This is a genomic window from Vibrio astriarenae, from assembly GCF_010587385.1.
Lineage (GTDB): Bacteria > Pseudomonadota > Gammaproteobacteria > Enterobacterales > Vibrionaceae > Vibrio > Vibrio astriarenae.
On the sequence record NZ_CP047475.1, the window covers coordinates 1,357,894 to 1,375,520 of the forward strand.

At 45.1% G+C, this 17,627-nt stretch carries 15 protein-coding genes; 6 read left to right on the top strand and 9 right to left on the bottom strand.

The features are described 5' to 3' along the window. Window positions 1–149: 149 nt before the first annotated feature. The 3 genes from GT360_RS06530 to GT360_RS06540 all read left to right on the top strand — a co-directional run bounded on the left by GT360_RS06530 (window position 150) and on the right by GT360_RS06540 (window position 2,264). Window positions 150–863, top strand: coding sequence for a MalM family protein (locus tag GT360_RS06530; protein ID WP_164648096.1), 714 nt, complete (start codon window positions 150–152; stop codon window positions 861–863). 119 nt (window positions 864–982) lie between these two features. Then, entirely contained in the window at window positions 983–1,849 is an 867-nt protein-coding gene (locus GT360_RS06535) for an aspartate/glutamate racemase family protein (RefSeq protein WP_164648097.1), read from the top strand. Window positions 1,850–2,045: 196 nt separating this feature from the next. After that, window positions 2,046–2,264 carry a hypothetical protein gene (locus GT360_RS06540; protein ID WP_164648098.1) on the top strand — a complete coding sequence of 73 codons (219 nt, stop codon included), beginning with the start codon at window positions 2,046–2,048 and terminating at the stop codon, window positions 2,262–2,264. Window positions 2,265–2,358: 94 nt separating this feature from the next. Here the strand turns inward: GT360_RS06540 and GT360_RS06545 are convergent, their stop codons facing one another. The 9 genes from GT360_RS06545 to GT360_RS06585 form a co-directional block, all read right to left on the bottom strand. Then, complete coding sequence (locus GT360_RS06545) at window positions 2,359–2,760, bottom strand: glycine zipper family protein (RefSeq protein WP_164648099.1); 402 nt, start codon at window positions 2,758–2,760, stop codon at window positions 2,359–2,361. A gap of 154 nt (window positions 2,761–2,914) precedes the next feature. Continuing rightward, complete coding sequence (locus GT360_RS06550; RefSeq protein WP_164648100.1) at window positions 2,915–4,282, bottom strand: Na+/H+ antiporter NhaC family protein; 1,368 nt, start codon at window positions 4,280–4,282, stop codon at window positions 2,915–2,917. Between the two features lie 101 nt (window positions 4,283–4,383). Continuing rightward, window positions 4,384–4,650, bottom strand: coding sequence for a hypothetical protein (locus tag GT360_RS06555; RefSeq protein WP_164648101.1), 267 nt, complete (start codon window positions 4,648–4,650; stop codon window positions 4,384–4,386). A gap of 135 nt (window positions 4,651–4,785) precedes the next feature. After that, window positions 4,786–5,277, bottom strand: a complete 492-nt coding sequence (locus GT360_RS06560; protein ID WP_164648102.1) for a DUF3299 domain-containing protein — start codon at window positions 5,275–5,277, stop codon at window positions 4,786–4,788. Between the two features lie 41 nt (window positions 5,278–5,318). Further along, the gene (locus tag GT360_RS06565) at window positions 5,319–7,565 is read right to left on the bottom strand and encodes an alkaline phosphatase (protein WP_164648103.1); all 2,247 of its coding nucleotides are present in this window, start codon (window positions 7,563–7,565) and stop codon (window positions 5,319–5,321) included. A 252-nt stretch (window positions 7,566–7,817) separates the two neighbouring features. Further along, window positions 7,818–8,384, bottom strand: coding sequence for an acyl-CoA thioesterase (locus tag GT360_RS06570; protein ID WP_164648104.1), 567 nt, complete (start codon window positions 8,382–8,384; stop codon window positions 7,818–7,820). Between the two features lie 96 nt (window positions 8,385–8,480). Then, window positions 8,481–9,362 (bottom strand): DMT family transporter, encoded by an 882-nt coding sequence (locus GT360_RS06575; protein ID WP_164648105.1) that lies wholly within the window; start codon window positions 9,360–9,362, stop codon window positions 8,481–8,483. Between the two features lie 92 nt (window positions 9,363–9,454). Further along, window positions 9,455–10,624, bottom strand: a complete 1,170-nt coding sequence (locus GT360_RS06580; protein WP_164648106.1) for a MerR family transcriptional regulator — start codon at window positions 10,622–10,624, stop codon at window positions 9,455–9,457. A gap of 84 nt (window positions 10,625–10,708) precedes the next feature. Further along, a complete protein-coding gene (locus tag GT360_RS06585; protein ID WP_164648107.1) occupies window positions 10,709–12,175 on the bottom strand; it encodes a protein adenylyltransferase SelO in 1,467 nt (488 codons plus the stop codon). A gap of 174 nt (window positions 12,176–12,349) precedes the next feature. On the opposite strand from GT360_RS06585, the gene GT360_RS06590 reads away from it, so the two are divergent. The 3 genes from GT360_RS06590 to GT360_RS06600 all read left to right on the top strand — a co-directional run bounded on the left by GT360_RS06590 (window position 12,350) and on the right by GT360_RS06600 (window position 17,598). Next, window positions 12,350–13,339, top strand: a complete 990-nt coding sequence (locus GT360_RS06590; protein ID WP_164648108.1) for a substrate-binding domain-containing protein — start codon at window positions 12,350–12,352, stop codon at window positions 13,337–13,339. A gap of 193 nt (window positions 13,340–13,532) precedes the next feature. Then, window positions 13,533–16,790, top strand: a complete 3,258-nt coding sequence (locus GT360_RS06595; protein ID WP_164648109.1) for a glycoside hydrolase family 3 protein — start codon at window positions 13,533–13,535, stop codon at window positions 16,788–16,790. 217 nt (window positions 16,791–17,007) lie between these two features. Continuing rightward, window positions 17,008–17,598 carry a GNAT family N-acetyltransferase gene (locus tag GT360_RS06600; protein ID WP_164648110.1) on the top strand — a complete coding sequence of 197 codons (591 nt, stop codon included), beginning with the start codon at window positions 17,008–17,010 and terminating at the stop codon, window positions 17,596–17,598. Window positions 17,599–17,627: the final 29 nt, after the last annotated feature.

Sequence of the window (17,627 nt, forward strand, 5' to 3'; positions counted from 1 at the left end):
GGGGCTAATACTGTTTGTCGTTATTGGAAAATTGAAACCTGGTTAACCAAAAGTGTGCGATAGTCGCTGTTTTTGGTTTGCCACTTTGTTTTTTTGGCGTGCCAAATGTACAGTTTGTTGATACACGATTATGTTAAGGTTGATTTGAAATGAGAGAGAAACTAATTATTGGCGCCATACTTGCCGGGGTTGTTGGTTGTTCAAATATTACTAACATGTTCGAAGAGCCAGAGTATACGCGACAGGAAAGTAATAGAACTATTGAGTCGATGTTGGAATTACAGGCACTGCCATTACAACCTGAAGCCGTAGAAGAAATTGAAATTACAAGGCAAAGTCAATATCTTGATGCGTATGGAATTCAAAGCCCTGTCGCTGTTTATAAAGTCGAGACTGATGCGGAACAGATTAAACTCACATTGAAGTCATACCTAGGCAAGACAGTTTACGCACCTTCCTATAAGGTTATTGATTTAAAAGGGAACGTTGTTTTTGATGCTCATAATCACGACTTTAGTGTCATTCCATCTAGCTTAACGGATAGCTATCGCCAAGAAATCGAATCAGACATCTTATTGCCAAGCGCTTCATCTCCTTATTTTGTTGTTGTTTATACGTCAGAAGATGATCTTGAGGGTAAAACAGAGGTTACGCTTCGCCCTAACACCAATAAAGAAGAGACAATGTATGTAGAGCATGACTCTGTAGGGATAATATCTGCAGAGTTTACACTTTCAGGAACTAAGCGTTCAGTTGTACACTCGCAAACAACGAGTAAGGATGAAGAACTTCGTGAGCAACTGAGAGCTTCAATCGAGAGTGGTGATGTTGATGCTGCTCTCGATTTGGTTGACCAGTTATAGTTTACAAGGTTTTGGTTGCAGAGATTTCCATGTGAATGATCTGATCCTTCATATTGGATTTAATCAATCACTTTTGCTGCATTAACGTATTCCTCGAACACGATTGAGAGGAATGCGTTATGAAAAAAGTAAGATTCGGTGTGATTGGTAATATGGGCCCTGAGGCTGACGCATTATTCCAAGACATCGTAGCGAAAATGGAGATTAAGCACGGAGCACTGAAAGACCAAGATCATATGGGTATGATCGTGGTTAAAAACCCAGATATTCCAGATCGCTCAGAAGCGATCAACGAGGGTGGTAAAGACCCTGTTGATGAGATGGTAAAATCAGCAAAACTGCTTGAGCAAGTGAACGCACAATTTGCGGTAATGACATGCAATACTGCTCACTATTTTAGAGAGCGCGTGCAAGCAAAAACTGATGTTTATATTGTTGATATGCTGAAAACAACGGTTGACCAAATTAAAGCACAGGATCCAGAATCTGTAGTCGGTATTTTATGCACTAACGGCACATATAACTCTGGTATCTATGATACCTACCTAGACCAAGCCCACCTAGTTTACGTTAAGCCAGATAGCGACTCACAAGAACACTATGTTCATAGTGCCATTTATGGCGAAGTGACCGGTGAGAAAACAGCGTGTGGACAAGCGATTCGTGAAACGAACGGTATCAAAGCCGGTGAGTTTGAACGCAATGCGGAACTGTTGAGCAAAGCGATTAATCAGTTTGTAGAGCAAGGTGTGACGAGCGTTATTTTGGGTTGTACAGAGCTCCCTCTGGTGAGAGAGTCTCTAGAGCGGCGCTTCCCGAACATCAGTTTTATTGACCCAATGGAAGCAGTTGCTGACCGCGTTGTGGGTTTGTATCAATCTGCTCAAGAGCGTGTTGATCTTTTGGACACCGAAGGACAGCTATATTCGCCATTGGACATCCATTCGGATGAAGAGATTGTTGACTATATTGTCAGCCGTGCATAGCCGATGCCGACTTAACCGATGAGACGGTTTGGTCATATCTAACTGGTTAAATATTGAGCTAGATCAGTCAAGTCCTGAATTACTATTCAGGCTTGGCGATTATTGTGCTATCAAAGATAAGTTTGAAGCAAATGCTCAAAAAACGACTCTTTCCAGATTGGCATCGGAAGCAACAAGGAACAGGGAGATCTCGGCCATGTACATCAAAAAGATCAACGACAAGCAGATACGTGAAATGATGATGGGGAATCCCAGTTTGTTTAGGGGGATGATCTCGACACACTATCACTATGTAGATAGGGTTCGTCAGGAGATGGCACTGTATGAACATCAAGCCAACCCTCTGTCAGCAGAGCAGCTCGTCACTGGTTATCTTTCTTTTAGAGAACAATGCGAAGCGATGCCGGAAATCTAGGGCGACACCTTGATTTATTAACGGTTAAAAATGAAGGGGTATCCATTGATGCCCCTTTCGCATATTTGACCAATTAATTCATTGAAATAAATAGTTAATTTAGCACTTTGTAGCCACGGCCAATCATGCAGTTTCGCATGACATTTTGCACATCCATATTATGCTGTGCTTGGTTGTGGCGTTTCTCTGCGCCATGCTTTAAAGCGCCGCCAATGATACCGACACCGGCACCGACTTTGGCTCCTTTTGAACCACTGCCTCCGGCAATCGCACTGCCCGCTGCGCCCAAGGCCGCGCCTTTGGCGGTTGAGCCAACAATGTCTTTCCCTAGGCTGTCGGTTTGCCGAGCATCCGTTTGTTGACTGAGTTGCTGACACTCATAAAGGTCAGCGTGATACTGTGTTTGATCGACGTTTTTTGTATCGACAATGATATTGGCGGATGCACTTGATATAGAAAGCAGTGCGAGAGCGCCAATGGCGATGGTTTGTCTCATAGTGATTTACTCGCTTAAGGTGAACACATTAAGGCTACCTTCGGAGTGGGAGAGGACTAAATCGCTTTACGAGGATGGGGTCATTCAAAAGCCAAAGCTGATTAGCAAAGAGGCAGTAGCCAAGGTTCGGTAGCGAGCCTTGGCTATGGTCTCGTTAACTTTCGGTTTGATGCTCGGTTGCTACTGCACTCTGTTTGATAAATACAGACACGATGGCAGAGATCGCCAGTGCAAAACAGTAGTATGAGTTTGAGATGACAGCCAACGGCGATAAGCCGAATATTGAGCCAAGCAGAAGCACTTGCGCACCGTATGGCAGAATACCTTGAACGACACAGGAGAAAATGTCGAGCAAGCTTGCCGAACGTCGTGGTGACACGTTGTTGGTTTCTGCAAGTTCACGCGCTACGCCACCTGAGACGATGATAGCCACTGTGTTGTTTGCAGTACATGTGTTCACCATCGATACCAAACCAGCAATACCCAGTTCGCTCGCGCGGCAATTTTCTTGACGGCTGTGTGATGAACCAAACTTACGAATCGCTTTGCTGACAAGCTCGGTAAGAAAGGCAAGACCACCTTGGCGACGCATCAGTTCACTTAAGCCACCAATTAGCATGGACAGCAAGAAGATCTCTTGCATGCTGCCAAAGCCTTCATAGATATCCTGACCAAATTGAGTCAAAGCGTATTCATCAATGGAAACCAGACTGACGGTGCCCGCGAACAAGATGCCGATGGTGAGTACCACGAAAACATTGACGCCTGATACCGCCAAAATAAGAATGGTGAGATAAGGCAGTACTTTGAGCCATTCTACGGACTCAGTTTGCGGTACCTGCGTTGCAGTACTATTGAAGGCAAAAATCGCCATAGCGACCAGAGCGGCTGGCACTGCAATCTTTACGTTCTCTTTAAACTTATCGCGCATTTCACAACCTTGCGAGCGCGTTGCTGCAATCGTGGTATCAGAAATTATCGATAGGTTATCGCCAAACATTGCACCACTTAATACGACACCCGCGGTCAGAGAAAGGCTCATGCCAGCTGACTCGGAAATACCGAGTGCTACAGGGGCAACGGCTGCAATGGTACCCATCGATGTGCCCATTGCGGTCGCAATAAAGGCAGAGATGAGGAAAATACCCGGAAGAATCAGACTCGTAGGGATAGCAGACAAACCTAAGTTCACAGTGGCATCAACACCACCTGAGGCTTTAGCTACGGTGGCGAATGCTCCTGCAAGTAGGTAAATCATACACATTGCGATGATATCTGGATGCCCAACACCTTTAAGAAACTGCTCAATGGCGCGGTTTAATTTCTCTTTACTCAGCAATAGAGCAAGTACAACTGCTGGTAGCACGGCAATAGGTGCTGGCAGCTGATAGAAAGCGAAATCGACACCTTGGATCGTTAGATAAGTACCAACACCAATGAATAGGGCGAGAAAGACAAGTAAAGGCAATAGCGCGATTGCTGAGGGAGCAACCGTTGCTTTGTTATTATCAAAAGAGGACATGTGAACAGGCTAACCAAATAAAATTGGCGTGCAGAGTAGCGTTCACCTTTGGACTTGTCAATGTCTAGACGTCTAAATGGCTAATGTTGTTTCTGACCAGATTATTTGACGCGCATTAAACGATGCTTTACTTCACCGAGATTGAAGATACTGACTTGAGAGCGAGCCATGGAATCGATTTTGGCGATCATCTCGTCACTATAGCCTTTGTTTTTCATCCACTGATACGGGCGTTCAAAGCTGTCTTCATTGACGATAAAAGACTCCCCTTTATTAGGTCCTTCAAAGACATTGACCACCCAGACACGGCCTTGGAAATCGAGGTTTTCTTGAACGAATTGTTTAACTTTATGGAATAATGAGGACATAAGTAGTTTGGAACCAAGTCGAGCTAAGTGGTCTATTTTATAGTCTATTGAGGCACTATGCGAGTAGAGTTCTCGGTAGGTCATTCATAACCTGATCTACCGAGATGAGACAAGACGGAACTTGTCTGAGTGATGCTAGAGAGTGATATCTTGTAGCTTGCGAAGATTACCGGTGACGTTCAGTCGATAGCCAGTTTGAATAGAATCTTGAGTGTGTTGCTCTACTTTTAATGTCCCATCCAAAACAACAGGCTCCCATGGGTCAACGTAGTCAATGGTGTGATTGACCAAAATTATCTGATTGGGCGGAGGGGGCGGCACATGCAAACAGGCACCAAAAAATGGCACGAGAAGAAACTGTTGTATCTTATTGCCGGATATCTCTAGAGGAACAACAAAGCCAGCGACAGTTTGCTGTGTGTTGTTTAGGTCGCTGACCATCGTTCCAATAAGCTGCTGTGGTGCACGTTCATCAAGCGATAGATCATGATTTATCATTGTCTCAATGTGTTGATTGCGCTCACTTAACGGGACAAGTTCTGTCCACGGCAGTATTTTGGTGCTTGCGTGAGAAAAGCCAGATATCGCTAAGCCTATTAGCGAGATAATGAGGATGCGTGTTTTCATAAGTAAAAGGCCCCGAGTGCTCGGGGCTCCTTATTTGACGGTTATTTCGCTGGCATCGAGCCTAGCATGATGCTGTGAACTGAGGTGTTATCGACGGAACGACCATGAACAACATCGCTGTTTAATCCCCAAGCTTTCATTGGCACAGGGACATTGGTGTGGTTACCCCAGAACCAAGTTACTTCTGGCACTTCGCCCGTCCCGTTTGTTTTCACGAGTTCTAGGCCGCCAGTTTCGTGGTCAGCGGTTACGATGACCGTCGTATCTGAACGTGATTCAGCCCAATTAACGGCAGCTTCAACAGAGTCATCAAACTTGAGTGTTTCATGAATTAAACGCTCTTCATCGTTGATGTGACCCGCAAAGTCAATTTGTGAACCTTCAACCATAAGGAAGAAGCCATTGGGGTTACGAGAAAGAACATCGATAGCAACTTCAGTCATCTCTTGAATATGAGGGATATCTAGAGACTCATAGCTCCAACCATTTGACTGCTGGTGGTCCGAAGGAATGACATAAGGGATTTCATCTTCACCAAAGATCGCTGCGAACTTGATCTCTGCACCAGCGTCTTCTGCTGGAAGACTGTTGATGGCTTCCAGCATGTCGGTACGGTTTTTAACAACGGTATAGTCATTTGCCAGTGCAGCTTGGCTGATGACATCGACATCTTTAACTTGCTTACTGCCACAGATGGCTAGGTTAGGCTGCACATCGCCAAACATGCTGTCAGACAGTTGAGCGAAATCGTTGCGATTTGGCCCATGTGCTACGAAGGCCGCTGGGGTTGCGTGAACACAGTGAGATGTGGCGACAACCCCGACTGATTTACCCATTTTTTGTGCGTGTTCTAAGATCGTTTCTAGGTCGGAGCCATCACCAGGGCGCGCTTGAGCGATGGTACCAGATACCACTTTTACACCTGTCGACATTGCTGTTGCGGCCGCTGCGGAGTCGGTATAGTAGTTCATACCTAACCCTGCGAGTTTTTCATAACCCAGAGTGTCGGCACTCGCTGTGTGAATTTGGCCACGATGTGGTGCCGAGTCCATAAATAGCGCTTCACCTTTAAATGCACGAGTGACATCGAGCTGAGCGTAACCCATTCCATCACCGATCATCAGAATCACGTTATTGGCTTCGTCGACAGATACAACATCAATTTCGTGAGTATCGATAGTTTCTGAGTGAGTATCTTTGTTGGTTGTTAGCTGAACTTGGTAGCGACCTTCTGAGTCTGCAGTGGCTAACTGGCGGAATGTAGGATCAACGAAACGAGCATCATCGACCAAGCGAACAGCCTCTGAATCTACTTTCCAGTCATAACTTGATGCGTGTGTGCTGCCATCCGCACCAATATTAATTTCGGTGTTTGGTGTGGTTAACTTGTCATAACCTGAATGAGCGCGGACTTTAGAAATTGAGACTGGTACAGCAAGTTGACCGTCACCTAAGGTAGATATACCAAATATATACGTTCCGGCATCCACAGACGCATGCATCACGCCACCAGGGTAAGTGGTGAGAGCAGAGGCACCTTCTTTGAGGTCAATCAGCTGATTCTTAAGTGCACCGTAGATAAGCTCTTTGCCATCTAGGTTTTGTACAAGGTTGAACTGTATATCTTGCTGTTGTTCGAAGGAGGCAGTGACCTGATAGTTACCTGCTCCAACATAATCAAACGCGTAGCTATCCAATGTATCCCACTCGTTGAAGTTACCCGTCAGGTATATTTTGCTGCTCGTTGTTTCGACATCGGCTTCAGTAACATTCTCAATATATAGCGTTGGATTGTTTATTCCACTGGTCGCATCAAGAGAGAATTTATAGATTTGATCTTGGCCATCTACAACGATATCCATGTTCTGATTTTTATGGTCATCATATTTACGTTGTAGCTCGTAAAGGACATCAGTAGTGACCTGACTGTCAAACTCGGCACCAATCGCTAGGTCTCGCTCTGCACTCCATTCAGGGTCTGAAATCTTGAAGGAGTAACTTCCTGCTTCCATTTTGAAGAGGGCAATATGAAGGTCGTCACCTTGATAGTGAAATTGTGCTTCGGGTGGAGCAGACCAGCTGTTCATTGAACCTTTGATGTATAGACGACAGTCCTTATTTGGAGAGCTTTCTAGTTCTTCATCGGTACAGCCATAAGGGCCTGAATCGATGCTCTCTGCGATTTCACGTTCAACATCGACATATTCGGTATTCGTTTCGTTACAGCCAGCGAGTATGGCCATAGTCAGTGCCGAGAGCACAAGGGGTCTATTGCTTGGATTTATCATTGATCTACTTCCGTTTAAATGAGTCGGAAGTAAGCTAGGCCGGTAACGTTATGTTTTTATTGATTATTTATTTATGTTTCATTTACAAATTAATAAGATTGTATTAATACGCCTTGACTTTATATTCACCTACGCCCTTTTGACTGTCACTGTAAGAGGAGTAGCACAGAGCATTTGGTATTCTACGCCCTGCATATCTATTCATCTTGTCGAAAGGGTGAGCTAAGGCTTAGTGCAATATTGAAAACTCGCCTAGTTCACCTCTGCTTCAGAAGAGAGTATGACTTGATCATTGGTTGGCGGCCAAGGTCTATGCAGCTCTGAATCTACCCACTCTTTGACCCACTGGGGCATGGTGATATGGTCGAAGCTTGAGTCGGATGCACTGATCACTTCCTGTGGAGGAACGACGCCGTTTTTCGAGGTCACACCCGCGCGAATGAGAACGGAAGAGCAAGGTTGGCCTTCTACCCACATTGATTGCTCTAGATAGAGCCACTTGTCATCCGTTGCAACGCATTGGGTTTTCATGGTGATTTTGTCAAACATTCGAACGCGCTTGCGATAACGAACCGAGCTGCCAGCGACCACTAATCCCCAGCGCTTTTTCTTTAATGTCGACATAAGACCACATTTGTAGCCTAGAGCGGTGCGACCGAGATCGTAAAGTGTCAGAATTCGTCCATTGTTCATTTCCATGAACATGTCTATGTCCCAAGGGTGGCAGTAGAACTCGATTTCATCTTGATGAGAGTATGAGACAAGAGTTTGCTTTCTAGCGTTGTAGATGGTTTTAGCAAGTCTAAAGAATGGGTACATAGTGGCTCTCTAGTTGTTAATTTATTGTTATCTAGAGAGCACCATAAGAAATCTATCGCTAATAGGCAACTTTAATCAGGGGGAGACGTTTAAGGGTTATTGCCACATCACAAATATGGCAGCAACGGAGATAAAACAGAGCGCGATGATTTCGTGCCAGCGCATGCGTTGGTTCAGCCAGAAGTAGGAGATGAGGATCATGAAGATGACTTCGACTTGTCCTAGTGTTTTTACATACGGCACGGCTTGCAGTGCCATCGCACTAAACCAACCAAGCGATCCAATGACACTGGTTAAGCTCGTCATGACGATAAGCTTTGGTTTGGTTTTCATCACTTGGATCGTGTTCGGCTCTTTTAGCATGATGTATGTCAAGATCATCAAGGTTTGAAGAAAAATAACGAGGAAAAGTACCCACGCGGCGCTGTGCGGAAAGGGTAAGTTTAAGCTTAAACTTGCTTCGCGAATCCATAGTGACGTTAAAGCAAAAGCGGAGCTACATGATAAGCCAAGGGCAACGATCTTTAATGACAGGCTGCGCCAACCATTTGGACTGCTTAAGATAAGTACACCAATGCCACCCAGTAATACACCAACCCAACCTGAAAGTGAAAGTACGGTGCCAAAGAACAAGGTGCCAAAGATAGCCGAAACAGGGGCTTCACATTTGGCAAGACCTGCACCAATCGCATAGTTTTCAAGCTTAAACAGCATCACCATTAGGCCAGTGGCGACGATCTGCATCACTGCCGCAGCCACGATGTAGAACACGGATGAGGTTGTAACTTCGGGAATAGGGGCACTTTGCCATTGATACAGCGCGATTAAATAGAGCAGAGCGATAGGACTACCAAAGAGAAAACGAGCCAGTGTCGTACCCGCAACACTCAGTGAGCCACTCAACTTACTTTGAAATGCATTTCGCCACGACTGGCTAAGAGCGGCGAGGAGAGTAAAAGCTATCCAGCTAAACGACATTGTTCTTCCAATTGAAACAGTTAAATCAAAGCACTACGTTAATCTAGCGTGACAGTAGAAGCAATAGGGAAGGGGCTTTCGCCCCTTGAAGATTAGACTTTTAAGATGAAAAACTCATAACCGAACTGATCGCCTTGGTGCTGTTTGTAAACGCCAATTTCATGAAGAATGTCAGCCAAAGCTTGTGATTTAGGCATGTCAGCTTGAAGTTGATTGACCCGTTGCTCAAGCGGTCGCCAGTAGTTGTCCCAAGACTGAGGGCTGATAGTGAAGTGCTGACACACTTGATAGCCAAGCGCTTGAGCTTGTTCAATTCGCGTATGCATGTTCACCATGTTTGGATATTCACTTTTCCAAAACTCAGTAAATTCGGGTTTTGGTGAGTTGGTTAACCAGACTAAATCGCTGACGACCAGATAGCCGTTTTTTTGGATCAGTGGCTTCCATGACTTCAGGGCGGCTTCAAAACCCATGATGTAAACACAACCCTCTGCCCAGATGAGGTCGAAGCTATCTGGTGAGAAAGGCAGAGCCGTCATTGATGCGCATACCGCCGAAACGCGATCTTCGATATTCTCTGTGGCGAGCTTAGCTGCCAGATTCTCAACCGCCACAGGCTCGTTATCTATCGCGGTAATCTTACCGGACGTATTGTTTGCCAAAGCGAGGGTAGTGAGTCCTTTACCACTGCCAATTTCTAAAATGTTGTCTGCACCGCTTGAAACCATAGAAAGGGCTTTGAGCGTTTCACTTTCGCCGCCTGGCCCCCAGCGCTCGAGTGTTTCAAAGACTTTCATGAAGTCTTGCATGTATTGCTCGTGTGTCGTCATGTCTTTTGATAACCATTTTACCCTAAGGGCGTCTTTTTCATTAAAACCTTGTTGCAGCAACCATTGATGGTGGGCATCAGGCGCTACTTCTACCATCGACTCGTGAATCTGTTTTTGAGAGTGCTTTCCTAACAAGCCAGCAATCAGATCTCTCGCTTGCGTCTTTTCCGTAATTTCTTGCTCAAGTTGGGCAAGTCTTGACTCCAATGTCTGCTTGTCTAAATCACCATTCAGACACGCATGGCACTCTTTCAACGTCAAACCACCACGATGTAACTGTTGCAACAATTGCAACCGCTGCACATCGCTTTCACTATACCGTCGGTATCCGTTATCTTGCCTTTGCCCTTTGATAAGCCCGATCTTCTCGTAATAAAGCAAAGTCGTACGGGAGACATTCACCTTGTTGGCTAGCTCGGAAATTAGATACATGCAGTGTCAGTTCTTCGTTTTGTCGATGATGTAAGGATAAAGTGTAAAGTAGTAGACAGGTCAACCATCCAGACACATTTTTTGCTAAGATGAACAGCTTATCTCGATATCGCTGGCCCAATGAGGTGGCAGTGCGGCGTAGTGCTCTAGCGAAGGGTGCTCTTCAAACGGATTGTTTAATACAGTCATGAGTGAGTCTATCTCACTGTAATCACCTTGCTCTGCCTTATCGATAGCGATTTGAGCTAAGTAGTTTCTCAATACATACTTTGGGTTGACAGAGCGCATCGCTTGGCAGCGCTCTTGTGACGATATTGGATTACCTGATGCGTCTACCTCTTGATGACATCGCGCTAGATAGCGATCTAGCCACTTCTCCGCACCGTCTCTATCAATGACTAAATCAACAATTTCGCTTGGGTCATTGCCATCAAGGTTGCTTAACTCGCGCATAAAACGGGTGTAGTCGGTTTTATTTGCATTGAGCAGATTGAACAGGTCATCAAAGAGTTGGCTATCGTCACCTTGTGTGGTACGAAGGCCTAATTTATGCCGCATTTTGCCACTGTACGCCTTACTTAGAAGTGGTTTATAACGCTGCAGCTCTTGCTCAATAAGTGCGCTCTCTATGAGAGGGGAGAGGGCATAGCCGAGTGCGGTGAGATTCCAGTAGGCGATACTCGGCTGCATTTTGAATGAGTAGCGACCGTTGTAGTCAGAGTGGTTAGGAATGAAGTTTTGCTCAAAGCCATCCATAAAACCATACGGTCCATAATCGAAGGTTTGCCCCAATATGGACATATTGTCAGTGTTCATTACCCCATGAGTAAAACCCACAGCCTGCCAACTGGCGATCATCTCTACCGTTGCTTCAACAACGCGTCGAAACATAGCAACATAGGGTTGTGCCTCAGCTTTGAGTTCTGGCCAATACCAATCGATGCATTGATCAGCTAGAAGCTTCAAATGGTCGTGTTGTTGCTGGTAAAAGAAGTGTTCAAAGTGCCCAAAGCGTATGTGGCTCTCAGATGTTCTCAACAGCATGGCGCCATATTCGCTTTTCTCACGGTATACGACTGTATCACTGGTGAACATGCCAAGTGCGCGAGTTGTTGGTATACCGAGCCCAGCCATTGCCTCGCTACCAAGATACTCTCGAATGGTAGAGCGAAGAACGGCGCGGCCATCACCCATTCGAGAGTATGGTGTCAGGCCCGCTCCTTTTAGGTGTAGGTCATGTTTGATGCCTGCAGTATTCGTCAATTCTCCTAGCAGCAGACCCCGACCATCACCCAGCTCAGGGTTGTAACTCCCAAACTGATGCCCGGCATATTTCATTGCAAGAGAAGGGTGTTCTTCATCGGTCACTTCGCCAAACAGAAATGCTTGAACTTCGTTTTGCGGAGCTTTCTTTGATAGACCAAAGTTCCTAGCGAGTTCGCTATTCCACGCGACCCAGCGCGAGTGAACCAGTGGCTGGGGCTTAACAAGTGCGTAGAACGGCGATGGAAAGTCGAGATAGCGATGCGATAGCTTTAACGGGCAGTTCATAAACGTCCTTGGTTTTATGAGTTGGTTTTACAGTAGCACATTATTCTCTACGAAACTTTACCCTTAACGACGCGTTCTTTCATGTAAATCTGTGATGTATATTTCTGTAGTAGAGACAAAAGCTTGCAGAAGTTCGATAGCATGTTGGTTATAGGTATTTGGGATGGTCATGGAATGAAGTCGACAATATACGATGTAGCGCAACGATCAGGTGTGTCCGTAGCAACAGTATCGAGGTATCTGAACCGCAGCTCTCAAGTGAAAGCTGAAACGGTACGTAACATAGAAGACGCAATCGCAACGCTCGATTACTCGCCAAGGAAAAAACGTGCTACCCACCGCAGCATGATGATTGGTGTTATTGCTCCCACACTCAATGACTCATTTTCGTTGGAGATATTAGAGGGAATACGAGCTGCCTGCGGTTTACACCACTACAAGTTGACGGTACAGCCCAGCTATTGGAACTTACATAAAGAAGAGGAGCAGCTTCGCATATTCAAGCAGCAAAAGCTTGATGCAGTTATTGTGGTTATCGGTTTTTGTCCGTTGGAGATGGTGAAAGAAATCATGACGGACACGCCGGTATTGTTTGTCTGTCGAGACAAAAATGACTGGTATCCAGTTCTTTGGAGTGACAATGTCATTGGAGGGAGACTGGCAACAAACCACCTTATCCAGCTTGGTCACTCTCATATTGCGCATATTACGGGACCAGACAGCAGCCTTGATTCAAATGATAGATTAACCGGATATCGACAAAGCCTAGAAGCCTCAGGAATGAAAATCGACAATCGACTCGTGGTTCGAGGGGACTTTTCTCTCGAAGGTGGGTATCGAGCGATGAAGTCTTTGTTAAAACGTGGTGTGAAATTTAGTGCGGTGTTTATCGCCAACGATCTCAGTGCATTTGGTGCTATGCGAGCGCTAAATGAGCATGGACTTCAAGTACCTAGCGATATTTCTGTGGTTGGATTTGATGATCATGCTATGTGTGATTATTACATCCCGAAGTTGACCACGATTAAGCAGCCTTTGTTTGATATAGGGAAACATGCTTACAGTACTGTGCTGAACTTGATGCGTGAACAACCAGCGGAGAGTTTCAATTCGACATTTGAATTAGTCGTGAGGAACAGCACTCAACGAATCGAAGAGCATTAATATCTTCAATCACTCATGTAACTTACGCTGTAAGTTACATGAGCTTGCCCTTTTCTTACATCAACCTAACATATTTTTTAAATATATTTTTTAGCGCGTAAATTAATTGAACTGATTCAAATTAATAGTGGCGAAACGTGAATATTTTGTTCCTAGAAAACCATTCACAACAAAATATATTAGAGAATAAAATATGACCAAAAAATCCCTACTTGCTGTCGCTATTGCAAGCGCTCTTGCTCTATCTGGCTGTAACAATAGTTCTAGTAATACACCTCCTGCGTCTGGCGACTTTGAGATGCCGTATTTCAATGATTGGCCGCAGATACAGAGTAATATCCCGGTCGATTCAGCGATTGAAGCCGAAATTGTGACGATATTGTCGCAAATGACCTTGGAAGAAAAAGTCGGTCAGATGATTCAGCCGGATCTGCGCGATGTGACACCGGAAGAGGTAGCAGAATATCATCTTGGTTCGCTACTTAATGGGGGGGGTGGATGGCCTAACGATGACAAGTATGCCAGTGCTAAAGATTGGGCTGATGAAGCAGATAAGTATTGGTTGGCTAATGAGCAGTACTGGGCAACGCGAAATATTCGAATCCCATTCATTTGGGCGACGGATGCCGTTCATGGTCATAACAACGTGTTTAAAGCGACCGTCTTTCCCCACAATATAGGGTTGGGCGCAGCACGAAACCCAGATTTAATTGAACAAATAGGGCAAGCAACGGCACAAGAAATCGTCGCGACAGGGCTTGATTGGACGTTTGCACCAACCGTTGCCACACCTCGTGATTATCGCTGGGGGCGTGTCTATGAGGGCTACTCTGAAGATCCATCCATTGTCTACGCTTATGCGAGTCGAATGGTAAAAGGACTTCAAGGAGATTCAGCCGATTTAAAAACGGATCACAAGGTCATATCCAACGTGAAGCATTGGGTGGGTGATGGTGGTACCAAGGATGGTGAAGATCGAGGAGAGAACCATTACAGCGAAGAGTATTTGAGAAACATTCATGCGGCTGGCTATTTTTCTGGCTTGGAAGCGGGAGCGCAGGTTGTAATGACCTCTTTTAACTCATGGCACAACGAAGTGAACTATGACTACGAAAATTCCGAAGATTATAATTACAAACTGCATGGAAGTCGTTACATGGTAACGGATGTGCTCAAAGATAAGATGGGATTCGATGGTTTAGTGGTAACCGACTGGAATGGACACCAGGAAATTAATGGTTGTACTAGCTCTAACTGTCCTGCTGTTGTCAACGCAGGCAATGATATCTTGATGGTGACTTCGCGTTCTGATTGGCAAGCTATGTACCTTAATATTATCGCTCAAGTGCAAGATGGTACTATCTCTATGTCACGCATTGATGACGCTGTTACTCGGATACTTCGTGTAAAAATGCGAGCTAATTTATGGGAAAAACCACAACCATCAATGCGAACTTTTGCGGGTGACCAAAGCCAATTAGGCAAAGATGAACACCGCGATTTGGCTCGTCAAGCAGTGAGTGAGTCCCTGGTTTTACTTAAAAATAACGACGACATACTACCTCTCAAGAAAGACCAAAACGTTTTGATTGCTGGGTCTGCGATTGATGATATTACCAAGCAAACAGGGGGATGGTCGCTGACTTGGCAAGGCGATGGCAACACGATTGAAGATGATTTTCCTGGTGCAACCACGATGAAAATGGCTATAGAAGAGGTTGTTGGCTCAGATAATGTAATAACAGAATTATCGGATGCGACCGATGACACCGTTGCAATCGTCGTTATAGGTGAAGACCCATACGCTGAAATGTTCGGTGATATTAAGGCAAACCAAACTCTTGAGTTTGCAACGATTAAGTCCTCTTACGCAGCAGATTTGGAAACCATCAAATCGTTAAAAGCAGCAGGGCTAAAAGTCGTCACTGTTTTTTACTCCGGACGACCGCTCTACGTCAATGAAGAGATTAACCACTCTGAAGCGTTCGTTGCAGCTTGGTTACCTGGCACCGAGGCTGGTGGGATCACGGACGTGATTTTCGAAGGAGGAAACGACTTTAAAGGAACACTGTCATATTCTTGGCCGCTACTTAAATGCTCGACATCCATTAATGCGGTACCAGAAAACTTGTCTGATCGATGGGTGACTCCTGAAACAGAACAAGATATCAATGGCGAGAATGTACCACTATTTGCCTTTGGCTATGGTCTTAACTATGCGGAAGGGGCACCGAGTGAGTATGAGTTTGATCTAGACAACTTGCCTTTAGACCCGAGAGAGTACGGATGCGGTATGGGGGCACCAGATGACGGTGTAGCGACAATCAATCTAGAAATATTTGGTAAAGACAGTTCAAATCAGTTTGTGCCTCGTATCTCAGGCAATGGCAATGGTTGGGTTGGATTAGAGGTCGCAAGTGATGGGGCGACTGTTATCGAAGGAATCGAAGTTGATCGTATAAACAAAGATCACCAACGTGATGCGGTAAACATTACGTTCACAGGGGCTCAACCGTCTCAATTCTATCTGCAAACGGAAGATGAAAAGACCGTCGATATGAACGCTTACCTTAATGCAGACTCCACACTTCAGTTTGATGTAAGAACACATACAACGATTGACGATGATTTCGTGTTGTCGATGCATTGTGAGTGGCCTTGTCTGGGTGAAGTCAATATTGCAGCGGCGATGCCAGCACCTAGTGATAGTTGGACAACACTCAAGCTTCCTCTCACCTGTTTTGAAGACAGCGGCATGTCATTTCCAATGCTGAACACCGCTTTCCTTTTATATAGTGATGGAGGCAAAGAGGAGATGGAGCTTGATATCGCCAATGTTCGTTTCGTTCCTCGAAGCCTTGATTCAGCAGAGGATGAACTCGATTGCAATAACTTACAGGCTCCTGTTAATCCACCTTTGGATATGACGTCTTCGGATATTTTGGAAGCGCCATGGAATTCAGTTGTGGAAGCCAATGAATATAACACGAATGATTGGGGACCGATCGGTGAGACTCATGCAACGATCTCTGAAACGGATGGGATTATACGAGTCTCTTTTGAGAAAGACAGCCCTGAAGCCTATAAAGCGGAAATCAACTTTATTGCAGAAGAGGCCCAAAACTTGAGTTTATATCAAGAATCAGGTGCCATTGAGTTTGAACTTTATGTTCATAACTATGGTTCGCCCGTTGGTGATGATAACCCTAATACTCAGGGGCTATCAGTAAAAATACTGGCAAGCAGTGTTGCAACAAATGACTATCAATTGGGGCAAACGGCCTATCCCGAGGGGCAGTGGCACTCAGTATCGATACCTTTTGCACAGTTACTCTCCGGAGGTAGCTTTGATATTGAACGCGTGACCGCACCGTTTGTTGTATTCCCAGAATGGGGCGCGTCGCAGGCAGGGGTTGATTTTGAAGTCAGAAATATCATGATTATCAAGTAATTACTTGAATCGGCGAATGGAGAGGGTGCTAAGTTTGCACCCTCTTTGTCACAGACATTTACACTTCTAATCACACTTCAAGTGAGATGACATCAACGAAAGATGATGCCCTTCACCCTTGCCCAAATACGGTATTGTAAGCTTGTACTTTTGCTTTTAGCTTAGACATTAAAGGTTTGTTTTTACGAGTTTTTAATTAAGCAGCGAAGGTGGACTTATGTTGAGTAAGTTAAAAGATCTTTATGGGCGAATATTCATTAACCAAGCGAAAACACCACTACCAATACCGGAGGCTAGACGTAAGCATTTGTCTATTGCCAAAGGTATTACCCCATTGGAGCCTGAAGATGTTGGATGGGTGATGAGTGAAATTATCAACGAGTCTGGTCATGGCCACTTTGACAAGCAATTTTTACAACCCATGACACACGATGAACTCCGAGCAAAACTGTTTAGCACCATCGACAAAGGGTACTTTGACTCTGACGGTAAGCGCAGCCATGGAGCGATTTATGGTAAGTACGTCAAGGGTAAAATTGTCGGATTCATGTGGATTAAACAGGCTAACCAACTCGAGTATGAAATCGTGATGATGGGGGTGGATAGAGAGTATCGACGTCGCGGTATTGCGACTGAATTTATGCAGATGATGCTTGAGAAAGTCATTCCGGCCACAGGGCAATCACGTGCTCAGGCTAGTCTCTATATGACTTCGCAACATATGATGAAGTTACTTCGTACTGCTGGCTTCAAAAAAGCGAAAAAGCAACCAGAGAAGCAAAGAGTGTTGCTAGAACGATTTGTATAACGTGTTGAGGGATAAGGCTCTAAAGTGGT